General features: G+C 60.2%; 24 protein-coding genes. 12 read left to right on the top strand and 12 right to left on the bottom strand.

What is annotated here, in order from left to right; translation table 11 throughout:
• Positions 1-112: 112 nt before the first annotated feature.
• Positions 113-1,402, top strand: coding sequence for a citrate synthase (gene gltA, locus J2Y83_RS08365; protein ID WP_253394417.1), 1,290 nt, complete (start codon positions 113-115; stop codon positions 1,400-1,402).
• A 391-nt stretch (positions 1,403-1,793) separates the two neighbouring features.
• On the opposite strand, the gene J2Y83_RS08360 is transcribed toward gltA, so the two are convergent.
• The 3 genes from J2Y83_RS08360 to J2Y83_RS08350 all read right to left on the bottom strand — a co-directional run bounded on the left by J2Y83_RS08360 (position 1,794) and on the right by J2Y83_RS08350 (position 4,872).
• A complete protein-coding gene (locus tag J2Y83_RS08360; RefSeq protein ID WP_253394415.1) occupies positions 1,794-3,452 on the bottom strand; it encodes a cation acetate symporter in 1,659 nt (552 codons plus the stop codon).
• The gene (locus tag J2Y83_RS08355) at positions 3,449-3,760 is read right to left on the bottom strand and encodes a DUF485 domain-containing protein (protein ID WP_253394414.1); all 312 of its coding nucleotides are present in this window, start codon (positions 3,758-3,760) and stop codon (positions 3,449-3,451) included. The genes J2Y83_RS08360 and J2Y83_RS08355 overlap by 4 nt, the downstream gene beginning before the upstream one ends.
• Positions 3,761-4,020: 260 nt before the next feature.
• Positions 4,021-4,872, bottom strand: a complete 852-nt coding sequence (locus J2Y83_RS08350; protein WP_253394413.1) for a glycine betaine ABC transporter substrate-binding protein — start codon at positions 4,870-4,872, stop codon at positions 4,021-4,023.
• A 331-nt stretch (positions 4,873-5,203) separates the two neighbouring features.
• Here J2Y83_RS08350 and J2Y83_RS08345 point away from each other — a divergent pair, with 331 nt between their 5' ends.
• Positions 5,204-6,757: a glycosyl hydrolase family 17 protein gene (locus tag J2Y83_RS08345; protein ID WP_253394411.1), complete on the top strand. Its 1,554-nt coding sequence runs from the start codon at positions 5,204-5,206 to the stop codon at positions 6,755-6,757.
• 47 nt (positions 6,758-6,804) lie between these two features.
• On the opposite strand, the gene J2Y83_RS08340 is transcribed toward J2Y83_RS08345, so the two are convergent.
• Entirely contained in the window at positions 6,805-7,173 is a 369-nt protein-coding gene (locus J2Y83_RS08340; RefSeq protein WP_253394409.1) for a hypothetical protein, read from the bottom strand.
• Positions 7,174-7,408: 235 nt separating this feature from the next.
• Here J2Y83_RS08340 and J2Y83_RS08335 point away from each other — a divergent pair, with 235 nt between their 5' ends.
• The gene (locus J2Y83_RS08335; RefSeq protein WP_253394407.1) at positions 7,409-8,707 is read left to right on the top strand and encodes a serine/threonine protein kinase; all 1,299 of its coding nucleotides are present in this window, start codon (positions 7,409-7,411) and stop codon (positions 8,705-8,707) included.
• Complete coding sequence (locus J2Y83_RS08330; RefSeq protein ID WP_253394405.1) at positions 8,700-9,488, top strand: MlaA family lipoprotein; 789 nt, start codon at positions 8,700-8,702, stop codon at positions 9,486-9,488. The genes J2Y83_RS08335 and J2Y83_RS08330 overlap by 8 nt, the downstream gene beginning before the upstream one ends.
• Positions 9,489-9,559: 71 nt before the next feature.
• Here the strand turns inward: J2Y83_RS08330 and J2Y83_RS08325 are convergent, their stop codons facing one another.
• The 5 genes from J2Y83_RS08325 to J2Y83_RS08305 all read right to left on the bottom strand — a co-directional run bounded on the left by J2Y83_RS08325 (position 9,560) and on the right by J2Y83_RS08305 (position 13,661).
• Positions 9,560-10,324 (bottom strand): amino acid ABC transporter ATP-binding protein, encoded by a 765-nt coding sequence (locus J2Y83_RS08325; protein WP_253394403.1) that lies wholly within the window; start codon positions 10,322-10,324, stop codon positions 9,560-9,562.
• A gap of 29 nt (positions 10,325-10,353) precedes the next feature.
• Entirely contained in the window at positions 10,354-11,076 is a 723-nt protein-coding gene (locus tag J2Y83_RS08320) for an ABC transporter permease (protein ID WP_253394401.1), read from the bottom strand.
• Positions 11,073-11,789: an ABC transporter permease gene (locus J2Y83_RS08315; RefSeq protein ID WP_253394399.1), complete on the bottom strand. Its 717-nt coding sequence runs from the start codon at positions 11,787-11,789 to the stop codon at positions 11,073-11,075. The genes J2Y83_RS08320 and J2Y83_RS08315 overlap by 4 nt, the downstream gene beginning before the upstream one ends.
• Positions 11,790-11,806: 17 nt before the next feature.
• Complete coding sequence (locus tag J2Y83_RS08310) at positions 11,807-12,559, bottom strand: transporter substrate-binding domain-containing protein (protein ID WP_253394397.1); 753 nt, start codon at positions 12,557-12,559, stop codon at positions 11,807-11,809.
• A 187-nt stretch (positions 12,560-12,746) separates the two neighbouring features.
• Positions 12,747-13,661: a DUF808 domain-containing protein gene (locus J2Y83_RS08305; protein WP_253394396.1), complete on the bottom strand. Its 915-nt coding sequence runs from the start codon at positions 13,659-13,661 to the stop codon at positions 12,747-12,749.
• A 135-nt stretch (positions 13,662-13,796) separates the two neighbouring features.
• On the opposite strand from J2Y83_RS08305, the gene J2Y83_RS08300 reads away from it, so the two are divergent.
• On the top strand, positions 13,797-14,402 hold the full coding sequence (locus J2Y83_RS08300) for a TetR/AcrR family transcriptional regulator (protein ID WP_253394394.1): 606 nt from the start codon (positions 13,797-13,799) through the stop codon (positions 14,400-14,402).
• Between the two features lie 135 nt (positions 14,403-14,537).
• Here the strand turns inward: J2Y83_RS08300 and J2Y83_RS08295 are convergent, their stop codons facing one another.
• Positions 14,538-14,978, bottom strand: coding sequence for a GlcG/HbpS family heme-binding protein (locus tag J2Y83_RS08295; RefSeq protein ID WP_253394392.1), 441 nt, complete (start codon positions 14,976-14,978; stop codon positions 14,538-14,540).
• A gap of 265 nt (positions 14,979-15,243) precedes the next feature.
• Here J2Y83_RS08295 and gcl point away from each other — a divergent pair, with 265 nt between their 5' ends.
• The 6 genes from gcl to J2Y83_RS08265 all read left to right on the top strand — a co-directional run bounded on the left by gcl (position 15,244) and on the right by J2Y83_RS08265 (position 22,434).
• Positions 15,244-17,019, top strand: coding sequence for a glyoxylate carboligase (gene gcl, locus J2Y83_RS08290; RefSeq protein WP_253394390.1), 1,776 nt, complete (start codon positions 15,244-15,246; stop codon positions 17,017-17,019).
• 10 nt (positions 17,020-17,029) lie between these two features.
• On the top strand, positions 17,030-17,812 hold the full coding sequence (gene hyi / locus J2Y83_RS08285; protein ID WP_253394388.1) for a hydroxypyruvate isomerase: 783 nt from the start codon (positions 17,030-17,032) through the stop codon (positions 17,810-17,812).
• Positions 17,813-17,896: 84 nt separating this feature from the next.
• The gene (locus tag J2Y83_RS08280) at positions 17,897-18,787 is read left to right on the top strand and encodes a 2-hydroxy-3-oxopropionate reductase (protein ID WP_253394386.1); all 891 of its coding nucleotides are present in this window, start codon (positions 17,897-17,899) and stop codon (positions 18,785-18,787) included.
• Positions 18,788-18,990: 203 nt separating this feature from the next.
• A complete protein-coding gene (locus J2Y83_RS08275; RefSeq protein WP_253394384.1) occupies positions 18,991-19,815 on the top strand; it encodes an ion transporter in 825 nt (274 codons plus the stop codon).
• 95 nt (positions 19,816-19,910) lie between these two features.
• A complete protein-coding gene (locus J2Y83_RS08270; RefSeq protein ID WP_253394382.1) occupies positions 19,911-20,915 on the top strand; it encodes a sulfate ABC transporter substrate-binding protein in 1,005 nt (334 codons plus the stop codon).
• 322 nt (positions 20,916-21,237) lie between these two features.
• A complete protein-coding gene (locus J2Y83_RS08265) occupies positions 21,238-22,434 on the top strand; it encodes an MFS transporter (RefSeq protein ID WP_253394380.1) in 1,197 nt (398 codons plus the stop codon).
• A gap of 30 nt (positions 22,435-22,464) precedes the next feature.
• On the opposite strand, the gene J2Y83_RS08260 is transcribed toward J2Y83_RS08265, so the two are convergent.
• Positions 22,465-23,985, bottom strand: a complete 1,521-nt coding sequence (locus J2Y83_RS08260) for a M57 family metalloprotease (protein ID WP_253394378.1) — start codon at positions 23,983-23,985, stop codon at positions 22,465-22,467.
• A 461-nt stretch (positions 23,986-24,446) separates the two neighbouring features.
• On the opposite strand from J2Y83_RS08260, the gene J2Y83_RS08255 reads away from it, so the two are divergent.
• On the top strand, positions 24,447-25,328 hold the full coding sequence (locus tag J2Y83_RS08255; RefSeq protein ID WP_253394376.1) for a LysR family transcriptional regulator: 882 nt from the start codon (positions 24,447-24,449) through the stop codon (positions 25,326-25,328).
• On the opposite strand, the gene phnN is transcribed toward J2Y83_RS08255, so the two are convergent.
• The gene (gene phnN, locus J2Y83_RS08250; RefSeq protein WP_253394374.1) at positions 25,317-25,880 is read right to left on the bottom strand and encodes a phosphonate metabolism protein/1,5-bisphosphokinase (PRPP-forming) PhnN; all 564 of its coding nucleotides are present in this window, start codon (positions 25,878-25,880) and stop codon (positions 25,317-25,319) included. The two genes, J2Y83_RS08255 and phnN, sit on opposite strands and share 12 nt — an antisense overlap.
• Positions 25,881-25,934 lie beyond the last annotated feature (54 nt).

Below are 25,934 nucleotides of genomic sequence, written 5' to 3'. Positions count from 1 at the left end.
CCTTCTGGAGCAAGACTTTAGGCAAATTGACATCTGAATTTATCTCACTATAGTGGTCCGGGCCCTGCGTGGGGGGTCTGTCTGATGATTTGAAGCATAAATAGGAGGCCACATGGCTGACAAAAAAGCGCAGTTGATCATCGAGGGCGTAGCCCCCGTCGAGCTGCCCATTTTAACCGGCACCGTTGGTCCTGATGTTATCGACGTACGGGGCCTTACGGCCACGGGCCGTTTCACTTTCGACCCAGGCTTCATGTCGACCGCTTCATGCGAGTCGAAGATTACCTATATCGATGGCGACAATGGCATTTTGCTGCATCGGGGCTACCCGATCGAGCAACTGGCTGAAAAATCGGACTACCTGGAAACCTGCTATCTGCTACTAAATGGCGAGTTGCCAACCGCCGAGCAGAAAGCCGAGTTCGTCAGTACCGTAAAGAACCACACCATGGTTCACGAGCAGTTGAAGACTTTCTTCAACGGCTTCCGTCGCGACGCCCACCCAATGGCAGTCATGTGCGGCGTAGTCGGCGCCCTGTCGGCTTTCTATCACGACTCCCTCGACATCAATAACCCGCAGCATCGCGAAATTTCCGCGATCCGCCTGGTTGCCAAGATGCCGACCCTGGCCGCAATGGTTTACAAGTACTCCATGGGGCAACCTATGATGTACCCGCGCAACGACCTGACTTACGCGGAAAACTTCCTGCACATGATGTTCAACACCCCGTGCGAGATCAAACCGATCAGCCCGGTGCTCGCCAAGGCAATGGACCGGATCTTCATCCTCCATGCCGACCACGAGCAGAACGCCTCCACCTCTACCGTGCGCCTGGCCGGCTCTTCGGGTGCCAACCCGTTCGCCTGTATCGCCGCCGGTATCGCCGCACTGTGGGGCCCTGCCCACGGCGGTGCGAACGAAGCCGTATTGACCATGCTCGATGAAATCGGCGATGTCTCGAACATCGACAAATACATCGCCAAGGCCAAGGACAAGAACGATCCGTTCAAGTTGATGGGCTTCGGTCACCGGGTCTACAAGAACCGCGACCCGCGCGCCACCGTCATGAAGAAAACCTGCGACGAAGTGTTGAGAGAACTGGGCATCAAGAACGATCCGCAACTCGAACTGGCCATGCGCCTGGAAGAGATCGCCCTGACCGACCCGTACTTCATCGAACGCTCGCTGTACCCGAACGTCGACTTCTACTCGGGGATCATCCTCAAGGCGATCGGCATTCCAACCAGCATGTTCACCGTGATCTTCGCCCTGGCGCGGACCGTGGGCTGGATCTCCCACTGGAAAGAAATGCTCTCCAGCCCGTACAAGATTGGCCGCCCGCGCCAGCTGTACACCGGCTACGAGTCGCGTGACATTACCAAGTTGGAAGATCGCAAGTAAGCATCTGACTGACGCGTAATAAAAAAGCGGCCTCCTTCATGGAGGCCGTTTTTATTTGTGCAGGAACCGAGAAACTGTTTTGTCTGAAACGCCGCTATCGGGAGCAAGCCCCCTCCCACATTTGACCGAGTACCCGCCTTGGAATGCAGTCAAATGCGGGAGGGAGCTTGCTCCCGATGGCAATGCCCAGGCAAAAAAATGCCCCAGCCTGTCGACCGGGGCTTTTCCTATTGAGCGACAACCTCCCACATTTGCCCGACTACCCACCTTGGAATGCAGTCAAATGTGGGAGGGAGCTTGCTCCCGATGACAATAGCCCGGCCAACACAAACCCCCAGCCAAAAAAATGCCCCGGTTTTTCGACCGGGGCATTTCCTATTGAGCTACAACCTTAGTGAGCAACCGCCCCACTCGCCCCCAGGCCAGTCTGCGAACGCACAAACTGCGGGAAGTACAGCGCCCGTTCCTTGACTGCCGCCGCCGACTTGTCGGTGATGGAGAAGAACCAGATACTGACAAACGCGATGATCATCGAGAACAGCGCAGGGTACTCATACGGGAAGATGGCTTTTTCGTGATGCAGGATCGACACCCAGATGGTCGGCCCCAGGACCATCAGGCCCACGGCACTGATCAAACCGAGCCAGCCACCAATCATTGCGCCACGGGTGGTGAGGTTCTTCCAATACATGGAAAGCAGCAACACCGGGAAGTTACAGCTAGCCGCGATGGAGAAGGCCAAGCCGACCATGAACGCAATGTTCTGGCTTTCAAACAGGATACCCAGACCGATTGCCAGCACCGCCAAAGCGATAGTGGTGATCTTCGAGACGCGAATCTCATCCTTGTCGTTGGCCTTGCCTTTCTTGATCACGCTGGCATACAGGTCGTGGGACACCGCCGAAGCACCGGCCAGGGTCAAGCCCGCAACCACCGCGAGGATGGTGGCAAACGCCACAGCCGAGATGAAGCCCAGGAAGATACTGCCACCCACCGCGTTGGCCAGGTGAACCGCTGCCATGTTGTTACCACCGAGCAAGGCGCCTGCAGCATCCTTGAACGCCGGGTTAGTGCTGACCAGCAGGATCGCACCAAAACCGATGATAAAGGTCAGGATGTAGAAGTAGCCGATGAAGCCAGTGGCGTACAACACGCTCTTGCGGGCTTCCTTGGCGTCGCTCACGGTGAAGAAGCGCATCAGAATGTGCGGCAGGCCGGCGGTACCGAACATCAGTGCCAAGCCCAGGGAGAACGCGGAGACCGGATCTTTCACCAGGCCGCCAGGGCTCATGATCGCCTCACCTTTAGGGTGAACCTTGATCGCCTCGGAGAACAGCGTGCTGAAGTCGAAGTTGACGTGCTTCATCACCATTACGGCCATGAACGTAGCACCAGACAGCAGCAATACTGCCTTGATGATCTGCACCCAGGTGGTCGCCAGCATGCCGCCGAACAGCACGTACATGCACATCAGGATACCCACCATGATCACCGCTATGTGGTAATCGAGGCCGAACAGCAGTTGGATCAGCTTGCCCGCGCCGACCATCTGCGCGATCAGGTAGAACGCTACCACCACCAGCGAACCACACGCCGACAGGCTGCGGATCTGGGTTTGCCCGAGGCGGTAGGACGCCACGTCGGCAAACGTGTATTTGCCCAGGTTACGCAAGCGCTCGGCGATCAGGAACAGAATGATCGGCCAGCCCACCAGGAAGCCGATCGAGTAGATCAGGCCGTCGTAGCCGGAGGTGTATACCAGTGCGGAAATACCCAGGAAGGACGCGGCAGACATATAGTCGCCGGCAATCGCCAGGCCGTTCTGAAAACCGGTGATCTTGCCGCCGGCCGCGTAATAGTCGGCCGCCGAATTGTTGCGCTTGGACGCCCAGTAGGTGATGCACAACGTCGCGCCGACAAAGACCACGAACATCAGGATCGCTGGAATATTCAGCGGTTGTTTTTGCACTTCACCCGTCAATGCCTCCGCCGCCCATACAGCAGGCGCGAAGACCGAAGCACCGAGTACAGCCAATAGACGACGGATCATTGCGCAGCCTCCTTGAGAATCGCATTGTTCAGGTCGTCGAATTCGCCGTTGGCGCGTCGCACGTAGATCGCAGTGAGGACAAAGGCCGAAAGAATCAGCCCGACACCGAGAGGGATTCCCCAGGTGATGGACGAAGTGGGGCTGATCTTAGCCCCCAGCAATTGTGGCCCGTAGGCGATCAACAGGATGAATCCGGAGTAAAGCCCTAGCATGATCGCCGAGAGAATCCAGGCGAACCTTTCCCTTTTTCTAACCAGCTCCTTGAAGCGCGGGCTGTTTTGAATCGAGAGGTAAATGCTGTCGTTCATTGTTTTTATCCTCGCAGCACAGCTTTGTTATTATTGAAACAATATCCACTGTATGCGACTGCGGGACACGTTCCAGACGACCTTAGTATTAGGAGGGAGTGTAGCGAGGGTTTGCGAGGGCGCAGAAACATTTGCGGGCGGCGAAAATAATGTGGGAGGGGGCTTGCCCCCGATTGCGGTGTGTCAGTCGCTGATGATCTGACTGATCCATCGCTATCGGGGGCAAACCCCCTCCCACAAGGGGTTACATCAAAGGAGGGTTACTTGGCGAGCCACTCGGCAACCCGCTCAGGGTGCTTGGCGACCCAGTCTTTGGCGGCTGCATCAGGCTTGGCGCCTTCCTGAATGGCGAGCATGACTTCACCGATTTCGTCCTTGGAAGCCCATTGGAATTTCTTCAGGAACGCCACGACTTCCGGCGCTTTCGTCTCCAGGCCCTTGCTGCCGATGCTGTTGACGGTTTCAGCCGCGCCATAAATCCCTTTTGGATCGTCCAGGAAACGCAGTTTCCACTTGGCGAACATCCAGTGCGGCACCCACCCGGTGACCGCAATGGAGTCCTGCTTGTCTTCGGCACGGGTCAGTTCGGCGATCATCGCGGCGCCAGAACTGGCTTGCAGCTTGTACTCCAGGCCATAGGCCTTGATCGCTTCGTCGGTCTTGAGCATTACACCTGAACCGGCGTCGATACCGACGATCTTGTTCTTGAAGGTCGTATCGGTCTTGAGGTCTTCGATGGACTTGGCCTTGACGTACTCCGGCACGATCAGGCCGATCTTCGCATCCTTGAAGTTGGGGCCATAGTCGACCACCTTGTCCTTGTTCTTGGCCCAGTATTCACCATGGGTCACGGGCAGCCAGGCAGAGAGCATGGCGTCGAGCTTGCCCGTGGCAACGCCTTGCCACATGATCCCGGTGGCGACCGCTTGCAGTTTGACGTCATAACCGAGCTTTGCCTTGATCACCTCTGCCGCCACATGGGTGGTGGCAACGCTGTCGGACCAACCGTCCACATAGCCGATGCTCAGGGTTTTGCTGTCGGCGCTGGCCAGTGTGGAACTCATCGCAACTACCAGAGTGGCAACTGCGCCCAAGAGTCGTCGCATCTTCATCGTACTTCCCCGAAAGTGCTGCGCCCGACGGATGTCGAGCGACGTCAACCTGTTGTTATGTGGTGCGCCGCGCCCCCTTCACGCGCATCTTTCCGGCCGCTACGACATCAGTGGAGTGCTGACACTTCGATCATCAACCTGCCGGGGCCTTTGTCCTGCTCTGTCAGCGACCTCAGCTAAGCAAGAAACGACATCACATCGCCAGCTAGCGCTTTTATGGGACACTCGCCGCATACCCCGCCCGAACTTTGCATGTCTAAATCATGCAGCCCCACTGGGACCCGACAAATCCGGGTAAGATGCGCGCCTTTGCTCCCCAGATAAGCCGACCATGCCCGCGACTGCCCGCTTCCCTGCCCTGCCCTATTTTTTCGCCTCGATCCTCGGCCTGCTCGCGCTGATCGGGTACTGGTACGGCCTCGGCCGGCCGGTGGTGTTGCCGGACGTGGCCAGCGCCAGCCACAAGCTGCAATGCGCCTCCTACACGCCCTTCGACAAGGACCAATCGCCGTTCGACCAGCCGTTCACGCTGCGTCCCGAGCGCATGGACGCCGACCTGGCCCTGCTGGCCACTCGCTTCGAATGCATCCGCACCTACTCCATGACCGGCCTGGAAGCCTTGCCGGACCTGGCGCGCAAGCACGGGCTGAAACTGATGATCGGCGCCTGGGTCAACGGCAACCCGCTCGACACCGAGAAAGAAGTGGATGCCTTGATCGCCTCGGCCAACGCCAACGCCGACGTGGTCACCTCGGTGATCGTCGGCAACGAAACCCTGCTGCGCAAGGAAGTCACGGCCGCACAGTTGGTGAAGCTGATCCATAAGGTCAAAAGCCAGATCAAGCAACCGGTCACGTATGCCGACGTCTGGGAGTTCTGGCTGCAACACCCGGAAATAGCCCCGGCGGTGGATTTCCTGACCATCCACTTGCTGCCCTACTGGGAAGACGATCCCGCGGGGATCGACCAGGCACTCAAGCATGTCGGCGATGTGCGCCAGACCTTCGGCAACAAATTTGCGCCCAAGGACGTACTGATCGGCGAGACCGGCTGGCCCAGCGAAGGCCGCCAGCGCGAAACTGCGGTGCCGAGCCGGGTCAATGAGGCCAAGTTCATGCGCGGCTTCGTGGCCATGGCCGAAGCCAATGGTTGGCACTACAACCTGATCGAAGCCTTTGATCAGCCGTGGAAGCGTGCCAGTGAAGGCGCTGTCGGGGGGTACTGGGGCTTGTTCGATGCCGACCGCCAGGACAAGGGCATCCTCGCCGGCCCAGTGACCAACGTGCCGTACTGGCCGCTGTGGCTGGGCGTGGGCGGAATCATCCTGTTGGGCACGCTGGCGCTCGGTGGGCGGGTGCGCAGCCTGCGCGCCGCCTGGCTGCTACCGCTGCTCGGGGCCGTCGCCGCCTGCTCCATCGGCACCTGGGCCGAACTGACCCGCGTAACTGCACGCTTCAATGATGAATGGGTGTGGGCGGGGCTGCTGGTCGCGTTGAACCTGTTGGTACTGGCACACGCAGCCCTGGCCTTGAGCGACCGCGAGGGTTGGCGTGCACAGGCATTCAACTGGCTGGAGCAGCGCGCAGGCTGGTTGGTGGCAATCGCCGGGTTCGCGGGTGCGGTCATGATGCTGGCGCTGGTGTTTGACCCACGTTATCGCAGCTTCCCAAGTGCGGCGCTGGTACTGCCCGCCTTGGTCTATCTGGTTCGCCCCGTGACCGGGCCACGTCGGGAAATCGCCCTACTGACCTTTATCATCGGTGCCGGCATTGCGCCTCAGCTGTTCCGCGAAGGTCTGCTGAACCAGCAGGCGTGGGGTTGGGCGCTGGTCAGCGGGTTGATGGTTGTGGCTTTGTGGCGCTGCTTGCGGATGCGCAAGGCTTAAGAGCGCCATCGGGGTGCGACGATTCGACTTGCCCCCGATTGGCCCTATCAGGCGCCCCGAGGCTTGCGGACCAACCGCAACCCCGCAATCACCACTGCAAACACCGCAAACGTGGTGTTGTACAACGCCAGCGCTGGCAACCCGAACACCAGCCCCAGCACCGCCAACCCCCACCCCGCGCGCCCCGGCACGAAAAACGCCAGCATCGACGTCATCAGCGCCGCCCAGCCCATCATTTTGAAGTGAATCATCAAACCGAGGTTCGAACGCACCTGGCATTCCCAGCGGCTGGCTTCATCCGCACAAATACCGACCCACCGGCCATCCTCCATAAAGCCGTAACGTGCGGCATAACTGGCGGCCAGCCATAACGGCAGGGCAATAAGCAGCAGGATCAGCGGCAAGCGGCGGGACATGGAGCACTCCGATAGGCAAAAACGGCGCTCAGCTTAATCCCCCGGCGGCCGTTAGCAAGATGTGTACGCAGATAAGTGTCCATCATTGCGTCGCAAAGTGTATCTTCTGGCGACTATCACCCCGATTCCGACGTTTTTTTCCGATTTTTCGTGCCGAAGGCTGGCACTTCGGTGGCAACGCGGTGGTCATAGCCTGCGAACTTCATTCAGCACGTTTCCTCTTAGGGATTAAGTCATGCTCCGTTCCTTGCGCTGCGCTGCCTTGCTAGGCAGCCTTTTTTTGAGTGCGTCAGCACTGGCCGTCGACATCGACCAGGCCAGCTATGGCTTCCCTTTGACCAACCCGTTCGAAGCGACCATTGCCACCACGCCGCCTGACCTTCGGCCCAGCTTGCCGAGCAACGACGAAATCAACCAGTCCGACTACACCCTGAACATGCGCCCCGAGCGAGAATTCAGCCTGCCCGACAACTTCTGGGCGGTGAAGAAACTCACCTACCGCATCGCCAAGCAAGACCGCGCTGCGCCGCTGATCTTCCTGATCGCGGGCACCGGTGCGCGGTTTGACAGCAGCATCAACGAGTACCTGAAAAAACTCTACTACCAGGCCGGCTACCACGTCGTGCAACTGTCATCGCCGACCAGCTTCGACTTCATGAGCGCCGCCTCGCGCTTCGCCACGCCTGGCATCACCCAGGAAGACGCCGAAGATATGTACCGCGTGATGCAAGCAGTGCGCGCGCAGAACGCCTCGCTGCCGGTCACCGACTTTTACCTCAGCGGCTACAGCCTCGGCGCGCTGGATGCGGCCTTTGTCAGCAAACTCGACGAAACCCGCCGCAGCTTCAACTTCAAGAAAGTGCTGCTGCTCAACCCGCCGGTCAACCTGTACACCTCAATCACCAACCTCGACAAGCTGGTGCAAACCGAGGTCAAGGGCATCAACAACACCACAACCTTTTATGAGCTGGTGTTGAACAAACTGACCCGTTACTTCCAGCAAAAGGGCTACATAGACCTTAACGACGCCCTGCTCTACGACTTCCAGAACTCCAAGCAACACCTGACCAACGAACAAATGGCCATGCTGATCGGCACCACGTTCCGCTTTTCGTCGGCCGACATCGCGTTCACCTCGGACCTGATCAATCGCCGTGGCCTGATCATCCCACCGAAGTACCCGATCACCGAAGGCACCAGCCTCACGCCGTTCCTCAAGCGCGCGCTGCAATGTGACTTCGATTGCTACCTCACCGAACAGGTCATCCCGATGTGGCGCGCCCGTTCCGATGGCGGCAGCCTGTTGCAACTGGTCGATCAGGTCAGCCTGTACGCCCTCAAGGACTACCTGCACACCAGCCCGAAAATCGCCGTCATGCACAACGCCGACGACGTGATCCTCGGCCCGGGCGACCTCGGCTTCCTGCGTCAAACCTTCGGCGATCGCTTGACCGTCTACCCGCTGGGCGGCCATTGCGGCAACCTCAATTACCGCGTCAACGCCGACGCCATGCTGGAGTTTTTCCGTGGCTAAATATCTTCTGCTGCTTGCCGCCCTGATGTGCGCAAGCGTGGCCAATGCCGACAACAGCAAGGCTCACGCGCCCACCGTAGTAGGTGCCGACGGCTTCAAGGAGCCGCTGAGCAAGCTCAAGTTCAACCCAGGCCTGGACCAGCGCGAATTCGAACGCTCGTCGCTGACCGCCCTCAACGTGTATGACCCGTTGGAGTCGTGGAACCGCCGCGTGTACCACTTCAACTACCGCTTCGACCAATGGGTGTTTCTGCCGGTAGTCGACGGTTACCGCTACGTCACGCCGAGCTTCCTGCGTACCGGCGTGAGCAATTTCTTCAACAACCTGGGCGATGTGCCCAACCTGTTGAACAGCCTGCTGCAACTCAAGGGCCACCGTTCCCTGGAAACCACCGGGCGCCTGCTGGTCAACACCACCCTCGGCGTCGCCGGCCTTTGGGACCCGGCCACCTCCATGGGCCTGCCGCGCCAAAGCGAAGACTTCGGCCAGACCCTGGGCTTCTATGGCGTGCCTGGCGGCGCCTATCTGGTGCTGCCGATCCTGGGCCCGTCGAACCTGCGCGATACCACCGGCCTGGTGGTCGACTACAGCGCCGAATCGCAAATCAACTTCCTGAACGTCTCCGAAGTCAGCTCCAACCATCCGGAGATCTGGGCCCTGCGCGTGGTCGACAAGCGTTATCAGACCAGCTTCCGCTACGGTCAGTTGAACTCGCCGTTCGAGTACGAAAAGGTGCGCTACATCTATACGGAATCGCGCAAATTGCAGATTGCCGAATAAGCGCAGCGCGCGGTAAACAAGCCATTCGACGCGCTCGAATGGCTTTTTTTTGCCTGCTCGATGCCAGCCGCCTACCCCAGCACCTGCGCCAGAAACGCTTGGGCACGTGGCGTTCGCGGCGCAGTGAAAAACGCCTCCGGCGGCTGGTCTTCGATGATCCGCCCGCCATCGAGAAACAGCACACGCCCGGCGACTTGCCGGGCAAAGCCCATTTCGTGAGTGACGCAGAGCAGGGTCATGCCGCTTTCGGCGAGCATGACCATCACGTCCAGCACCTCGCCGACAGCCTCCGGGTCCAGCGCTGACGTCGGCTCATCGAACAGCATGATTTTTGGGGCCATGCACAATGCCCTGGCAATCGCGACCCGTTGTTGCTGGCCGCCCGACAGTTGCGACGGGTATTTTTTCCAGTGTTGATCAATCCCGACTTTTTTCAGCAGCGCCATGGCCTGGTCCTGTGCACTGTCGCGGGGCATGCCGCGCACGGACATCGGCGCCAGCATGCAGTTTTGCAAGACGGTCAGGTGCGCAAACAGGTTGAAGCCCTGAAACACCATGCCGACCTCACGCAAGGCTGCCCGGCAGAGCGTCGGCGAAGCGCTCAAGTCGGTGCCCAGCACCTGGATTCGGCCCTGCTGCGCCGGCTCCAGACGATTGAGGCAACGGATCAACGTGGACTTGCCGGAGCCCGAGGTACCGCACAGCACAATGCGTTCGCCTTGCACCACCCGCAGGTCGATGCCGTGCAACACCTGATACGGGCCGTACCATTTGCTCAGCCCTTCGACGTCGATGACCACCGGCGCAGGTGGGCAGATCAACTGCTTTAACTCCATTGATGACCCCATGTGCCCGCCCTCTTCTATCATTCGTCAGTTGGCCGCAGATGCTGGGTAAGTCGACGATCAAGACGCTTCACCCCGCGCCGGACACACTCGACCACCACCAGGTAAACCAGCGCCACCCACACATACACCTGGAAATCAAAAGTGCGTGAGAACGCCAGCTTCGCCACGCCCATCAAATCCAGCAAGGTCACCAGCGACACAATCGCGCTGGCCTTGATGATCAAAATCAGTTCATTGCCCAGTGGCCCCACCGTCACGATGAGCACCTGCGGCAAAGTCACCTTGAAAAACGTGGTGGTGCGGTTCAACCCCAACACCGTCGCGGCCTCATAGTAGGCACGCGGCACGGAGAGCAACCCGCCACGAAAGATCTCGGCCTGGTAGGCCGCCGTATTCAAGGTGAACGCCAGCAAAGCGCAAAACCATGGGTCGCCGAACCACCCCCACAGGCCAAGGTCGCGCCAAAAACCATGGAAGGAACCCAAGCCGTAATAAATCAGGAACAGTTGCGCCAGCAGTGGAGAGCCCCTGAAAAAGTAGACATAGGCCCTGCACGCGTACTGCAACGAACGCCAGCGCGAAGTCCTGCCCAACGCCAACAGCACGCCGAGCACCATCCCGACGCTGCTCGATAGCGCCACCAATTGCAGGGTAAGCAACAAACCATCGAGCAACTGCGCCCCATAGCGCTGAAACAGTTCAAGCCCGAGCCACTCGGCAAAGCGCTCGCCCGCCGTCATGAGGCACGCTCCCGGCCCTGGCCGTAGTGCTTTTCAAGCTGCGCGATGCAAAAACCCGAGATCGATGACAGCAGCAGGTACAGACAACACGCCGCCAGATAAAACAGCATCGGCTCCTTGGTGGCATTCACCGCCAGGCTGGTCTGGCGCATCAAGTCCACCAGGGAAATGGTCGACACCAACGCCGTGTCCTTGAGCAGGCTCAACCAGTTGTTCGACAGCCCCGGCAAGGCGATCCTCATCACCTGCGGCAGCACCACCTTGAAAAACGTCTGCCTGCGACTCAAGCCCAGTGCCTGGGCGCCTTCATACTGACCGCGTGCCACGGTCTTCAGCGCACCCAGCCACACTTCGCTGGAAAAGGCCGCCAGCACCAGGCTGAACGCGATCACCGCCGCCACAAACGCGTTGATGGAAAACTCGGCCGAACCGCCCCAATACGCCTGGAATTTCTGTAGCGCGATCTGGATGCCGTAATACACGATCAATAACGTCAGCAACTCCGGCAAGCCACGAAAACACGTGGAGAACAGTGCCGCCATCGCCCTCACCGTTGCGTTAGGCGATTTGCTGCACAACGCCACCAACAAGCCCAATGGCAACCCCAGCGGCACACACGCCAATGCCAGCGCCATCGTGACCCCAGCGCCCGCCAGCAGCGCGCCGCCCCAACCGCCCGCGCCCAACGACAACAACCCCAATGACTCGAACATGGAAGACACTCCCGTGCTTAATCATCCTCAAGGCCATGGGCCAACTTGAGCTGTCGATACGTGCCGTCGGCGACCACATCCGCGATGGCCTGGTTCAGCCTGATGCGCAACGCCTCATCAGCCTTGCGCACGGCAATACCGGCATCGCTTTGCGTACCGGGGATAGCCAGCACCCGGCAACACTGCGGGTCGGTGCTCTTCAACCACTCCTGCATCGGCGCGCTGTCGTTGACCACCGCATCCAGGCGACCATTGAGCAGGTCACTGTTGGCCTCGTCCTGCCCGACATACAACTTGACCCGCGCGCCATTGGCGCCATAGACATCCTGGTTGTAGATGCCCTGGGTCGAGGACGATTGAGCGCCGACCGTCTTGCCGGCCAGCGTGGCCGGTGCAGTGTCCTGAATGTCGCTGCCCCTGGGCACTGCCAGGACCATGCGCGTGCGGTTGTAGGGCTGGGTGAAGCTGACGGTCTTCTGGCGCTCTTCGGTGATGGCCATCGAGGCGATGATCGCGTCGTACTTTTTCGCGAGCAGGCCCGGGATGATGCCCTCCCAGTCCTGGGCAACAATCGTGCATTCGACGCCGAGCCTGGCGCATAGGGCGTTCGCCATATCGACGTCAAAACCACGCAGTTGGTTATTCGAGTCCACGTAGTTGAACGGCGGATAAGCGCCCTCCGTGGCGAAACGCAGCGGTTGCGCGTGGGCCACCGACAGCAGCCCGAGGGTGATCGTTACGGCATAGAGCGTCTGTTTGACGTGTTTCATGAAGGCACCTACCGAATTATTTTTATTCTGGGTAGTGCCTGAGGCCTGATTAACCTGAAGGGATACGGGTAATTGACGCAGGCTCAGTCACTGACCAAGCGGACACTACGCCAACTTGCACAAATAATCTATTTTTTACAGATGGTCCATTTCTGAGTTTTTTGTAGGCAAAACCCTGAATACCCAATCAACCGCGCACGGCGCGCCAGGTTTTGCCCGCCACAGCGACCAGTGCCAACACCAGCGCCCCGGCAATAATGCCGGCCACCGCGTTGAGCAAGGTCGGCATCAACCACGCCAGGCCACCGGTGCTCTGGCTGACCGCCTCGATCCAGTGATGCACCACCGGCACGCCATGGGTGAGGATGCCGCCGCCCACCATGAACATCGCCGCTGTACCGATCACCGACAGGCTTTTCATCATGTACGGTGCCGCGCGCAAGATCGCACCGCCGATACTGCGCGCCATCTGCCCAGGCTTCTGGGTCAGCCACAGGCCCAGGTCATCGAGCTTGACGATGCCGGCCACCAAGCCGTAGACGCCGATGGTCATCACAATGGCAATGCCCGATAGCACGATCACCTGCTGCGTCAACGGCGCATCGGCAACGGTGCCCAGGGTGATGGCGATGATTTCGGCCGAGAGGATGAAGTCGGTGCGGATCGCGCCTTTGATCTTGTCCTTTTCGAACGCCACCAGATCGGTCGCCGGGTCCACCACGGCGGCGACCAACTGGGCGTGTTCGGCCTGGTCTTCGGCTTTGCTATGCAGAAACGTGTGAGCGAGCTTCTCAAAGCCCTCGAAACACAAATAGGCGCCGCCGAGCATCAACAACGGCGTCACCGCCCAGGGCGCAAACGCACTGATCAACAACGCCGTCGGCACCAGGATCAGCTTGTTGAGAAACGACCCCTTGGCCACCGCCCACACCACCGGGATTTCCCGCTCGGCGCGCACCCCGGAGACTTGCTGGGCATTGAGCGCCAGGTCATCGCCGAGCACGCCGGCGGTCTTCTTGGCGGCCATCTTTGTCATCAGTGCAACGTCATCGAGTACTGCGGCGATATCGTCGATCAAAACCAACAAGCTGCTTCCTGCCATGAATCGGGCTTCCATCAAGGGTGAGATGGCGCGAGCATAACGCGGCCATGGGCGTTGCGGGCACATTGTTGAGGCTCGCGGATGGCCGGTGCTACCATGCGCAACCGCCTGTCATGGCAAGGAACCCTCTGGTTTATGAGCAGCATTCGCGAGCGCAATAAAGAAAAGATCCTGCGGGCGGCAAGCGAGGAGTTTGCCGACAAGGGCTTCGCCGCGACCAAAACCAGCGACATCGCCGCCAAGGCCGGGCTGCCCAAGCCCAACGTCTACTACTACTTCAAGTCCAAGGACAACCTCTACCGCGAAGTGCTCGAGAGCATTATCGAGCCGATCCTGGCGGCCTCCACGCCGTTCAACCGGGAGGGCGAGCCGGCGGTGGTGCTGAGCAACTACATCCGCTCGAAAATCCGCATCTCCCGCGACCTGCCCTTCGCCTCCAAGGTGTTCGCCAGCGAAATCATGCACGGCGCCCCGCACCTGAGCGCCGAGCAGGTCGAGCAACTCAACGCCCAGGCCAAGCACAATATCGACTGTATCCAGCACTGGGTCGATCGCGGGCTGATCGCTGCGATTGAGCCCAATCACTTGATGTTCAGCATCTGGGCCGCAACCCAGACGTATGCGGATTTTGATTGGCAGATTTCGGCGGTGACGGGTAAAGCCAAGCTGGATGAGGCGGATTACGAGGCGGCGGCGCAGACGATTATTCGGTTGGTGCTCAAGGGCTGTGCGCCGGACTGAGACACCGAGGCGCCTGTGGCAATCGGGGGCAAGCGCCCTCCCACATTTGATCGGGTTTACACATGTCTATTTGTGAATACCGTCAAAGGTGGGAGGGAGCTTGCTCCCGATGAGGCCCTGGCAATCATCCAAAAATCAGGCTGACACCCCCGCATCCGCCCACAACCCCACCCCCTCGATCGCCGTAATCGCGCACTGCTCATCAATATCCGACGTATCCCCGCTGATCCCGATCGCCCCCAGCACCAACCCTTCCTGATCCCGAATCAACACCCCGCCCGGCGCCGGCACCACGCTGCCCTGCCCCAGGCTGTTCAACGCAGCGATAAATGCCGGGCGCTGCTGCGCATCCAGCGCGAGCAGGCGTGAACCTTTGCCCAGGGCAATCGCGCCCCAGGCCTTGCCGATGGCGATCTGCGGGCGCAGCAGGCTGGCGCCGTCTTCCCGTTGCAAGGTGATCAGGTGGCCGCCGCCGTCGAGCACGGCAATGGTCAGCGGTGCTGCGGCAATGGCGCGGCCTGCGGCGAGGGCCTGGCCGGCCAGGTTGACTGCGATGTTCAAGGTTAACGCGCTCATGGGTGCCGTCCTTATCTTGTTATGGGAAAGCCGTGGGCTCTTCTTCAGCAGCCACAAAACACAATAAATAGAACACAATAATCACGCTTTATGTATACAAAAAATCAAAATTGTCCGCGTATCGTCGGAAAACCAGCCTAAAAATGCACCAAGACAAACGCAAAGACCGCCGAATAAAATGCATTGACCTGCGCCGCTCGCCATGAATACACTTTACGCAGACGCAACTTGTATACAATTACAAAACGCAAGAGGCACCAAAATAATGAGCAAAATGAGAGCAATCGAAGCCGCCGTTCTGGTGATGCGCCGCGAAGGAGTCGACACCGCCTTCGGTATTCCAGGCGCCGCGATCAACCCGCTGTATTCGGCCTTGCAGAAGGTGGGTGGCATCGATCACGTCCTTGCTCGCCATGTTGAAGGCGCCTCGCACATGGCCGAGGGCTACACCCGCACCAAGGCCGGCAATATCGGCGTGTGCATCGGCACATCGGGCCCGGCGGGCACCGACATGGTCACCGGCCTGTACAGCGCCTCGGCCGACTCGATTCCAATCCTGTGCATCACCGGCCAGGCCCCCCGGGCGCGAATGCACAAGGAAGATTTCCAGGCCGTGGACATCACCAGCATCGTCAAGCCGGTGACCAAGTGGGCAACCACCGTCCTCGAACCCGGCCAGGTGCCGTATGCGTTCCAGAAAGCCTTTTATGAAATGCGTTCCGGCCGCCCTGGCCCGGTGCTGATCGACCTGCCGTTCGACGTGCAGATGGCCGAGATCGAATTCGACATCGACGCCTACCAGCCGCTGCCCCTGGCCAAACCCGTGGCCACGCGCATCCAGGTGGAAAAAGCCCTGGCCCTGCTCAACCAGGCCGAACGCCCGCTGCTGGTGAGCGGTGGCGGCGTGATCAATGCCGATGCCAGCGACCTGCTGATGGAGTTCGCCGAGCTGACCGGCATCCCGGTGATCCCGACCCTGATGGGCTGGGGCACCCTCCCCGACGATCACCCGCAGATGGTGGGCATGGTCGGCCTGCAAACCTCCCACCGTTATGGCAACGCGACGCTGCTGAAATCGGACATGGTGCTCGGCATCGGCAACCGTTGGGCCAACCGCCACACCGGTTCGGTGGAGGTGTACACCGAGGGGCGCCGATTTATCCACGTCGACATCGAGCCGACGCAAATCGGTCGCGTATTCACCCCGGACCTGGGCATCGTTTCCGACGCCGGTGCAGCGCTGACGATGTTCATCGAAGTCGCCCGCGAGTGGAAAGCCGCCGGCAAACTCAAGGACCGCAGCGCCTGGCTGCATGACTGCCAGCAGCGCAAGGCCACCCTGCAGCGCAAGACCCACTTCGACAACGTGCCGGTCAAGCCGCAACGGGTGTACGAAGAGATGAACCAGGTGTTCGGCAAAGACACCTGCTACGTCAGCACCATCGGCCTGTCGCAGATTGCCGGTGCGCAATTCCTGCACGTCTACAAGCCACGCCACTGGATCAACTGCGGCCAGGCCGGCCCGTTGGGCTGGACCATCCCGGCGGCGCTCGGCGTGGTCAAGGCCGACCCGAGCCGCAAGGTGGTGGCGCTGTCCGGCGACTATGACTTCCAGTTCATGATCGAAGAACTGGCCGTGGGTGCGCAGTTCAAGCTGCCGTATATCCACGTGGTGGTGAACAACTCCTACCTGGGATTGATACGCCAGGCCCAGCGCGGGTTCGAAATGGACTACTGCGTGCAGTTGTCTTTCGACAACCTCAACGCTCCGGAACTCAACGGCTATGGCGTCGACCACGTCGCGGTCGCCGAAGGACTGGGGTGCAAGGCCCTGCGCGTGTTCGAGCCGGGCCAGATCCAGCCGGCACTGCGCCGTGCCCAGGAAATGCTCGAAGAATTCAAGGTTCCGGTGATCGTTGAGATTATTCTGGAGCGCGTGACCAATATTTCCATGGGCACCGAGATCAACGCCGTCAACGAATTCGAAGACCTGGCCCTGGTCGGCAACGATGCGCCGACTGCCATTTCCCTGCTCGATTAAGGAGAACCCTATGCCGCGCTTTGCCGCCAACCTGTCCATGCTGTTCACCGAACAGGCTTTTCTCGCTCGTTTTAAAGCGGCCGCCGATGCCGGCTTCGCAGGCGTCGAGTACCTGTTCCCCTACGAATTCAGCTCTGCCGAAATCAAGGCGCAGTTGGACGCCAACGGCCTGACCCAAGTGTTGTTCAACCTACCGGCCGGCGACTGGGCCAAGGGCGAACGGGGCCTGGCGTGCCACCCGGACCGGGTCGAGGAATTCCGCGCCGGGGTCGACCTGGCCATCGCCTACGCCCAGGTGCTGGGCAACACCCAGGTCAACTGCCTGGCAGGTATCCGGCCACAAGGCGTGGACGATGCCACCGTAGAAAAGACCTTTGTCGCCAACCTCAAATACGCCGCCGACACGCTGCAAGCGGTGGGTATCAAGCTGGTGATGGAAGCAATCAACACCCGCGACATCCCTGGCTTCTACCTGAACAACACCGCGCAGGCCCTGGCGATTCGCGAGCAGGTGGGCAGTGACAATCTGTTCCTGCAATACGACATCTATCACATGCAAATCATGGAAGGCGATCTGGCCCGGACCTTGGCCGCGCACTTGAATGAGATCAACCATATCCAACTGGCGGATAACCCGGGTCGCAACGAGCCGGGGACCGGGGAGATCAACTATCGGTTCCTGTTCGAGCATTTGGACCGCATCGGTTACCAGGGTTGGGTCGGTTGTGAATACAAGCCGTTGACCACCACCGAAGCGGGTTTGGGTTGGCTCAAGACCCACAACGCGATCTGAGAGGCACGACACGCCCCCCCTCCCACATTGGGAACCCCTGTGTTTGGCGGACCGCGCTCTATCTAATAAAAAGAGGATGTCTTCATGGCTAAAATCGGATTTATCGGCACCGGCATCATGGGCCAACCCATGGCCGCCAACCTGCAGAAAGCCGGTCATCAACTGTTCCTGTCCGAACACCACGGCAAGGCGCCAGCCGAGTTGATCGCGGCCGGCGCCATCGCGCTGGCCAGCCCGCAGCAAGTTGCCCAGGAAGCGCAATTCATCATCGTCATGGTGCCCGATACCCCGCAGGTCGATGACGTGCTGTTCCGCGCCGATGGTGTAGCCGCCGGTCTGTCGCCGAACAAAGTGGTGATCGACATGAGTTCGATCTCCCCCACCGCGACCAAGGCGTTCGCCGCGAGGATCAACCAGACCGGCGCGCAGTACCTCGATGCGCCGGTGTCCGGCGGTGAAGTCGGGGCCAAGGCCGGCACCTTGAGCATCATGGTCGGCGGCGAGCCGCAGACCTTCGAGCGTGCCTTGCCGCTGTTCCAGAGCATGGGCAAGAACATCACTCTGGTCGGTGGCAACGGCGACGGCCAGACGGCGAAAGTGGCGAACCAGATCATCGTCGCGCTGAACATCCAGGCGGTGGCCGAAGCGCTGCTGTTCGCCGCGAAAAACGGCGCCGACCCGGCCAAGGTACGTGAAGCGCTGATGGGCGGCTTCGCCGCGTCGAAGATCCTTGAAGTACACGGCGAACGCATGATCAAGGGCACCTTCGATCCGGGCTTTCGCATCAACCTGCACCAGAAGGATTTGAACCTGGCGCTGGCCGGGGCCAAGGAGCTGGGGATCAACCTGCCGAACACCGCCGGCACCCAGCAAGTGTTCAGCACCTGCACCGCCCTCGGTGGCGGTAATTGGGACCATTCGGCACTGATCAAGGGGCTGGAGCATATGGCGAATTTTTCGATTCGCGATCAGTAAGCGCGCGGTGAAATGCGAGCCAGTGTGGGAGCTGGCTTGCCTGCGATGAGGACAACTCGGGCTCATTGACTTACCCATCATGCGCCCCCCGGGTTCAGCCAGATTATCCTACAGCGCCGGCCGCCGGATGCGGCACAAAGCCTGCGTGGACAGCCCGTTCGAATCCCCCTAGGCTTGCCCGATATCCGATAGGGGCGAGAGTTATGGACAGCAACAACGACTGGCGCCAGCGTCTCTACGTCATGGTTTTCCAGAGCGACACACCCGCCGGGCGGCGTTTCGACAGCACCCTGCTGCTGATCATTCTCGCCAGCCTGGTGGTGGTGATCCTCGACAGCATTCAGGAAGTCCACGACAACTACGCCAACGTGCTGGCCTACATCGAGTGGGGCTTTACCGTCATCTTCGCCATCGAGTACGGCCTGCGCCTGTACTGCTCGCCCAAGCCGTTGCGCTATGCCTTCAGTTTCTATGGTTTGGTGGACTTGCTCGCCATCGTCCCCGGCATCCTCGCGCTGTATTACAGCGACGCCCAGTACCTGCTGATCATCCGCATCATCCGCATGCTGCGGATCTTCCGGGTGCTCAAGCTCGGGCCGTATCTCAAGCAGGCCAACTACCTGATGTCGGCGTTGCGCGGCAGCAAACAGAAGATCGTGGTGTTCCTGCTCAGCGTCTGCACCCTGGTAACGGTGTTCGGCACCTTGATGTACGTGATCGAAGGGCCGGCGCACGGCTTCACCAGTATCCCCAAGGGCATCTACTGGGCGATCGTGACCCTGACCACCGTGGGCTTTGGCGATATCGTGCCCAAAACCCCGCTGGGCCAGGTGATTTCGTCGCTGGTGATGATCACCGGTTACTCGATCATCGCCGTGCCCACCGGGATTTTCACCGCCGAACTGGCCAATGCCATGCGCGGTGAACAGTTGCAAACGGACTGCCCGGTGTGCAAGAAAAACACCCATGACGCGAACGCGGCGTTTTGTTCGCGGTGTGGCAACGCGCTGTTTAAGAAGCAGGAATAAGCAAAGATCTTTTTAATCTTTAAACGACTATGCCCCCCCAGCTATAGTCGCTGGCAAAGTGCGTCTCTCTACTCTCGAACAACAAGGAATGAGCAGTGAAAAAACTCGTTAGCGCCTCTCTCCTGGCCGCCGGCCTTGCATTGGCCGGCGTCGTCCAGGCCGCACCGACCACCCTGCTCAACGTCTCCTACGACGTGATGCGCGATTTCTACAAGGACTACAACACCGCCTTCCAGAAACACTGGGAAGCCGAGCACCCGAACGACAAGCTGACCTTGCAGATGTCCTTCGGGGGCTCCAGCAAACAAGCACGCTCGGTGATCGACGGCCTGCCGGCTGATGTGATCACCATGAACATGGCCACCGACATCAACGCCCTGGCCGACAATGGCAAACTGGTGCCAGACAACTGGGTCACCCGCTTGCCGAACAACAGCGCGCCGTTCACCTCGGCCACCGTGTTTATCGTGCGCAAGGGCAACCCGAAAGCCCTGAAAGACTGGCCGGACCTGCTCAAAGATGGCGTGCAAGTGATCGTGCCCAACCCGAAAACCTCGGGTAACGGCCGCTACACCTACTTGTCGGCCTGGGGCTATGTGCTGAAGAACGGTGGCGACGAAGACAAGGCCAAGGCCTTTGTCGGCAAGCTGTTCAAACAAGCGCCCGTGCTGGACACCGGTGGCCGTGCCGCCACCACGACGTTCATGACCAACCAGATCGGCGACGTGCTGGTGACCTTTGAAAACGAAGCGGAAATGATCGCCCGCGAATTCGGCCGCGATCAGTTCGAAGTGATCTACCCAAGCGTCTCCGCCGAAGCCGAGCCGCCGGTCACGGTGGTGGACAAAGTGGTCGAGAAGAAAGGCACGCGTGCAGTCGCCGAAGACTACCTGAAGTACCTGTGGTCGCCGGAAGGCCAGGAAATCGCGGCCAACAATTACCTGCGCCCGCGTGACCCGAAAGTGCTGGCCAAGTACACCGATCGTTTCCCGAAAGTCGACTTCCTGTCGGTCGAGAAGACCTTTGGCGACTGGCGCACCGTGCAGAAAACCCACTTCAACGATGGCGGGGTGTTTGACCAGATCTACAGCGGGCAGTAAGCCGCGCCCACTGAAGGAAGGCGAGCACGTGTGGGAGCTGGCTTGCCTGCGATAGCGTCGCCCTGGTGTGTCAGATACACCGGGGTGTCCACATCGCAGGCAAGCCAGCTCCCACATTTGTTTGGTGTTCAGCGTGTTTCTCAGGCTGCCGGATAGCCTGTTTCGGCAGGTGTGTCTGAATGTATCATGGGGGCTCGAAGCCAACGCCAAGGCTTCAGTCATCATTTCACGGCATGAGTGATATCACCGCCAACAGCCTACTCGCCGCCGAGTCTTGTCTTTACTCTCGCTCGCCATCTTCCTTCGCTTTTATGAGAACACCATGAACGCTACTCCCCACGCTACGAGCACCATGACCCGCGGGATGGTGATGCTGTTTGCGTTTTGCTGCGGCGCCATCGTCGCCAACATTTACTACGCGCAGCCGATCATCGAACTGATCGCACCGGACATCGGCCTGACGCCTGCGATGGCCAGCCTGATCGTATCGCTGACACAAATCGGCTACGCCCTGGGCCTGTTCTTCCTGGTGCCCCTGGGTGACTTGCTGGAAAACCGCAAGCTGATGATCAGCACCACGGTGATCGCCATCGCCAGCCTGCTGGGTGCGGCGTTTACCGAGCAACCGAACCTGTTCCTGCTGGTCTCGTTGTTGATCGGTTTCAGTTCGGTGTCGGTGCAGATCCTGATCCCGCTGGCGGCGCACCTGGCACCTGCCGAGTCCCGTGGCCGCGTGGTCGGCAGCATCATGGGCGGCCTGTTGCTGGGTATCCTGCTGGCACGGCCGGTGTCCAGCGTGGTCGCCGACCACTTCGGCTGGCGTGCAATGTTCATGGCCGCCGCCGCGTTGATGGCCGTTATCAGCGTGGTCTTGCTGATGACCATCCCCAAGCGCCAGCCCGACCACAGCGCCAGCTATGGCCAATTGCTGCGCTCCCTCGGCACCCTGCTGCGTGAACAACCGCTGCTGCGCCAGCGCGCCTTTTATCAAGGTTGCATGTTTGCCACCTTCAGCCTGTTCTGGACCGCCGCGCCGCTGGAGCTGGTGCGCAATCATGGCCTGAGCCAGACCCAGATCGCCATCTTCGCCCTGGTCGGTGCCATCGGCGCCATCGCCGCGCCCATCGCCGGGCGTCTGGCCGACGCCGGCCACACCCACCGTGCGTCGCTGCTGGCCATGGTGTTTGCGGTGTTGAGCTTCCTGCCGGCCTTCATCCACCCGCTGTACAGCGTGATCGGCCTGGCAGTGACCGGCGTGGTCCTCGACTTCTGCGTGCAGATGAACATGGTCCTCGGCCAACGCGCCATCTACGCCCTCGATGCCAACAGCCGCAGCCGCCTGAACGCGCTGTACATGACCAGCATCTTCATCGGCGGTGCCTTCGGCTCGGCGATTGCCAGCAGCGTGTACGAACACGGCGGCTGGCTGGGCGTGATGCTGGTGGGCAGTGCGTTCCCGCTGGTGGCGTTGCTGCGCTTTCTCAGTGCTTCGCGCCACACCTCGGTGGTCACTGCCTGACGGCATGATGCGCCGGGATCGTAGGTGGGGTTACGACCGTGGCCTTCCACTGGACGATGGGGCGATAAACTGCAGCAGCTGTAACACGAGCGCTGACAGTGTCTTGGCAAGCATTTCGATCAGTGCGGACGGCCCGTTTGGGGTTTCACCCGGCGGCGGGGTTGGGGTTGGCGTCGGTGTCAGTGTCGGCGTCGGCGTCGGCGATGGCGATGGCGATGGCGATGGCGATGGCACAGGCTGCGGTCCACCCCACCGTACATCGCTCGGTTTGATCTGCCCCTTGCTGTTGATCACCATGTCCGCGTTGCCCGTTCCCTTCAGATCAATGGCCAGGCTCGACCGTCCCGTACTGGCATCATGTTTTAGCACCGCTTCACCGGCACGGCCGCTGAACCGGTCGGTAAACACCAGGGCACGCATACCCGCCGCTTTTAACGCACCCGAGACGTCAATCTTATCGGTGCCGCTGGTGAAGTCCTCGATCAGGTCGGGGCTCTGCGCGGTAGAGTCGCTGGCGTTATCGTAGGCAAACGTATCCGCCCCGCCTCCGCCTCTCAACGTATCAGCACCGCCACCGCCCTTGAGCCGATTGGCCGCGTCATTGCCAATCAAAGCATCACGGCCGGCACCGCCGATCGCATTCTCAATAATGCACCCCTTGGCGATGGACACATTGCCCTTCAAGCCGCCCACGTCAGAGAACGACTCCGCATTCAGGTCGATCTTCTGATCCTGGGAAAACCCGGAAAAATCCAGCGTATCCACACCGCCGCCATCCCAAACGCAAAACACCGGTTTGTCCCTGGCGCTGGTAAGGCTCATCACTTCGCGCTCGGTATTGGAGTTGAAACCATAGACGGTGTCGGTCTTGCGGGTCTGGTGATTGGCCCCATACAGGCGTTGTGCCGCAGCGATATCGTCCATCATCGGAGCGGACGGATTGAGCGACTTGAAGTCATGGCCGGGTTGATGGCGTTCCGACCAGTAACTCATCACGGTGCGTGCCTTGGTGTCCTGCGCATAGGCCGCGCCGTTTTGGTAGTTGGCGCCGCCGCCGTTATAGTTTCCCGGATGTTGCAGGCCGATGGCGTGACCGATTTCATGAATAGCCGTGACCGAAAAGTGACTGCCCAGCGCAGGCGAACTCGCACTTCCCGCGGTGCCGATCGTGGCCGATGTACGGGTCGTGCCGCCATGAGGCATGTCGGCAACTCCCCGGTCGCCGCGAGGGTTGTTGCGGATACTGAGCGTTCCGTCCGTACCGTTTGACTGCTCGCGGAAATTGATATTGGCCACATCCTGCCAGGCTTGCACTGCCTGGCGCACGCGCTGTTTCTGCTGGGCGGTGAAACTTGCGTCGACCGTGTAGTGCAAGTCGATCTTCTGATCGCCGTTACGGTCGCGAAAACGATGATTTTCCCGGGTGATTTGTTTGGCTGCCTGGTCAGTTGTAAAGGACGGTTTCTGAGTGGCGCCCGCACCAAACGGGCCGGGGTCCGATATCGGTAAACCAGCACGGGAAGTAACAGAACGCAGATCAAATCCATTCATTGTGCGGCACTCGCTTTGTTAACGAATAAATAAAGAGACCGAATCAAATCGACCCGGAGATCAAGTATCGATAGACGCAAACTAGTTGAGCCAGGCTCATCGTCATCGCTGACAATCTCGCACAGTGAAAAACATCAGACCAACTCCATTTTAGTTTCAGCCGCAACATCCCCGCGCTACGTAACACCCAGTTAGATAACTAAGATTTCATTTGCAATTTAAATATTCAACCACACAAATACCTCGCGAATATCAGGTTGTTTTTACACTAAAAAAATATTATCTAAAGAAATACCCGCAGGTGAGTTACGCCAATCTTCCACTGACAAGGACATAACCATTCAACCTTCTTCAATACGATAAACGCCGTTTAGGAGCGGATGACAAGTCATGGTTATTCCCCGTAGGCTTGTGCGCCGTACTGCGTCGCGATGCGCTCAATCACAAGCAAGGGACACCCGATGGACCGCCTGACCGCCATGGAAACCTTCGTCCACGTTGTCGAAACCGGCTCGTTCTCCGCCGCCGCCAAACGCCTGGGCATCGGCCAGCCCGCCGTGTCGAAGAGCGTCGCGCAATTGGAAGCGCGCCTGGCAGTGCGGTTGGTGTTGCGTTCAACCCGAGGCCTGACGCCGACCGAAGCGGGCCTGGCGTATTTCGAAAAAGCCAAGCGCGCCATCGATGAGGCCAACGAGGCCGACGACGCTGCCCGCAGCGCGGGCGCCGGGCTGTCGGGCAACTTGCGCATCAGCGCCGCCGTGACCTTTGCCAGCCTGCATATCCTGCCGCACCTGGGGCCGTTTCTGGAGCAGTACCCTGGGATGAACATCGAAGTGGTGCTCGACGATCGCAGCCTAAACCTGGTGGAAGAAGGCATCGACGTCGCCCTGCGCATGGGCAACCTGAGCGATTCGGGGCTGACTGCACGCAAGATCGGGGCTTCGCCCTGCCATATCCTGGGCACCCCGGCCTACTTCGAACGCTTCGGCGAACCCGCTACGCCCGCCGATCTGCTGCAACACCCGGCGGTCATCTATACCCAGGGCGAAGGTGCGCGCTGGACGTTTACCCGAGACGCCCGCGAATACCCGATCGTCGCCCATGGTCGCTTGCACGTCACGGCGGCGGAAGGGGTACGCGCAGCCGTGCTGAACCACCTGGGCCTGACCCTGGCGTCGGCTTGGATGTTCGCGCCGGAACTGGCCAGTGGCGCGGTGAAGCCGGTGCTGACCGACTGGCATTTGCCGGCGCGGGACTTATGGGCCGTGTTTCCGACAGGCCGGATGGCGAGCGCCAAGGCGCGGGCGTTTGTGGAGTATGTGGAACGGTTGTTAAACCGCTGACGGGTCCAGGCAACGCAGCAAACACTCGACCGTATGCTCCAGCGGGCCGGAGTTATCCAGCACGAGCAACCCCGCCTCCATGCCGGCCAGCAACTGCGCCGTAAACCGCGCATTGCGCGCCAGGCGCGCGTCGATATCCGCCACCGACTCACGCCCCCGCGCCAGCAAGCGCTGGCGCAGTGCCGCCTGATCAACACTCAGCAACACCACCAGCAACGTCGGGTAACGCTCGCGGGCCTGCGCCAGGTGGGCACGAGAGCCGTTGACCAGCACATCCGCCCCCGCCGCCAGCCACGCATCGATCTCCTTGGGAATGCCATAGGACAACCCATTGGCCTGCCAACTCAGCGCAAACCCACCTTCGGCTTGCATCGCGACAAACTGCTCGGCGCTCACCCCCTGCGCCGCCTCGCCCAGCGCTTCCGCCGAGCGGGTAATCACCCGACGCACAATACGGCAGCCACGCTCGGCCAAACGTGATCGTGCAGCGTCCAACAGGCTGTCCTTGCCCGAACCCGATGGCCCGATGAGATAGATCAACCTGCCCGCCATCAATACACCCTCTTCGCTTATCTGCAGATTTGTTACCTGGCCGGCTACGCATCA

The organism is Pseudomonas marginalis, from assembly GCF_024169655.1.
Taxonomy (GTDB): domain Bacteria; phylum Pseudomonadota; class Gammaproteobacteria; order Pseudomonadales; family Pseudomonadaceae; genus Aquipseudomonas; species Aquipseudomonas paraveronii.
The sequence above is the reverse complement of the archived record's forward strand: the minus strand, read 5'-3'. Positions and strand labels throughout refer to the sequence as shown.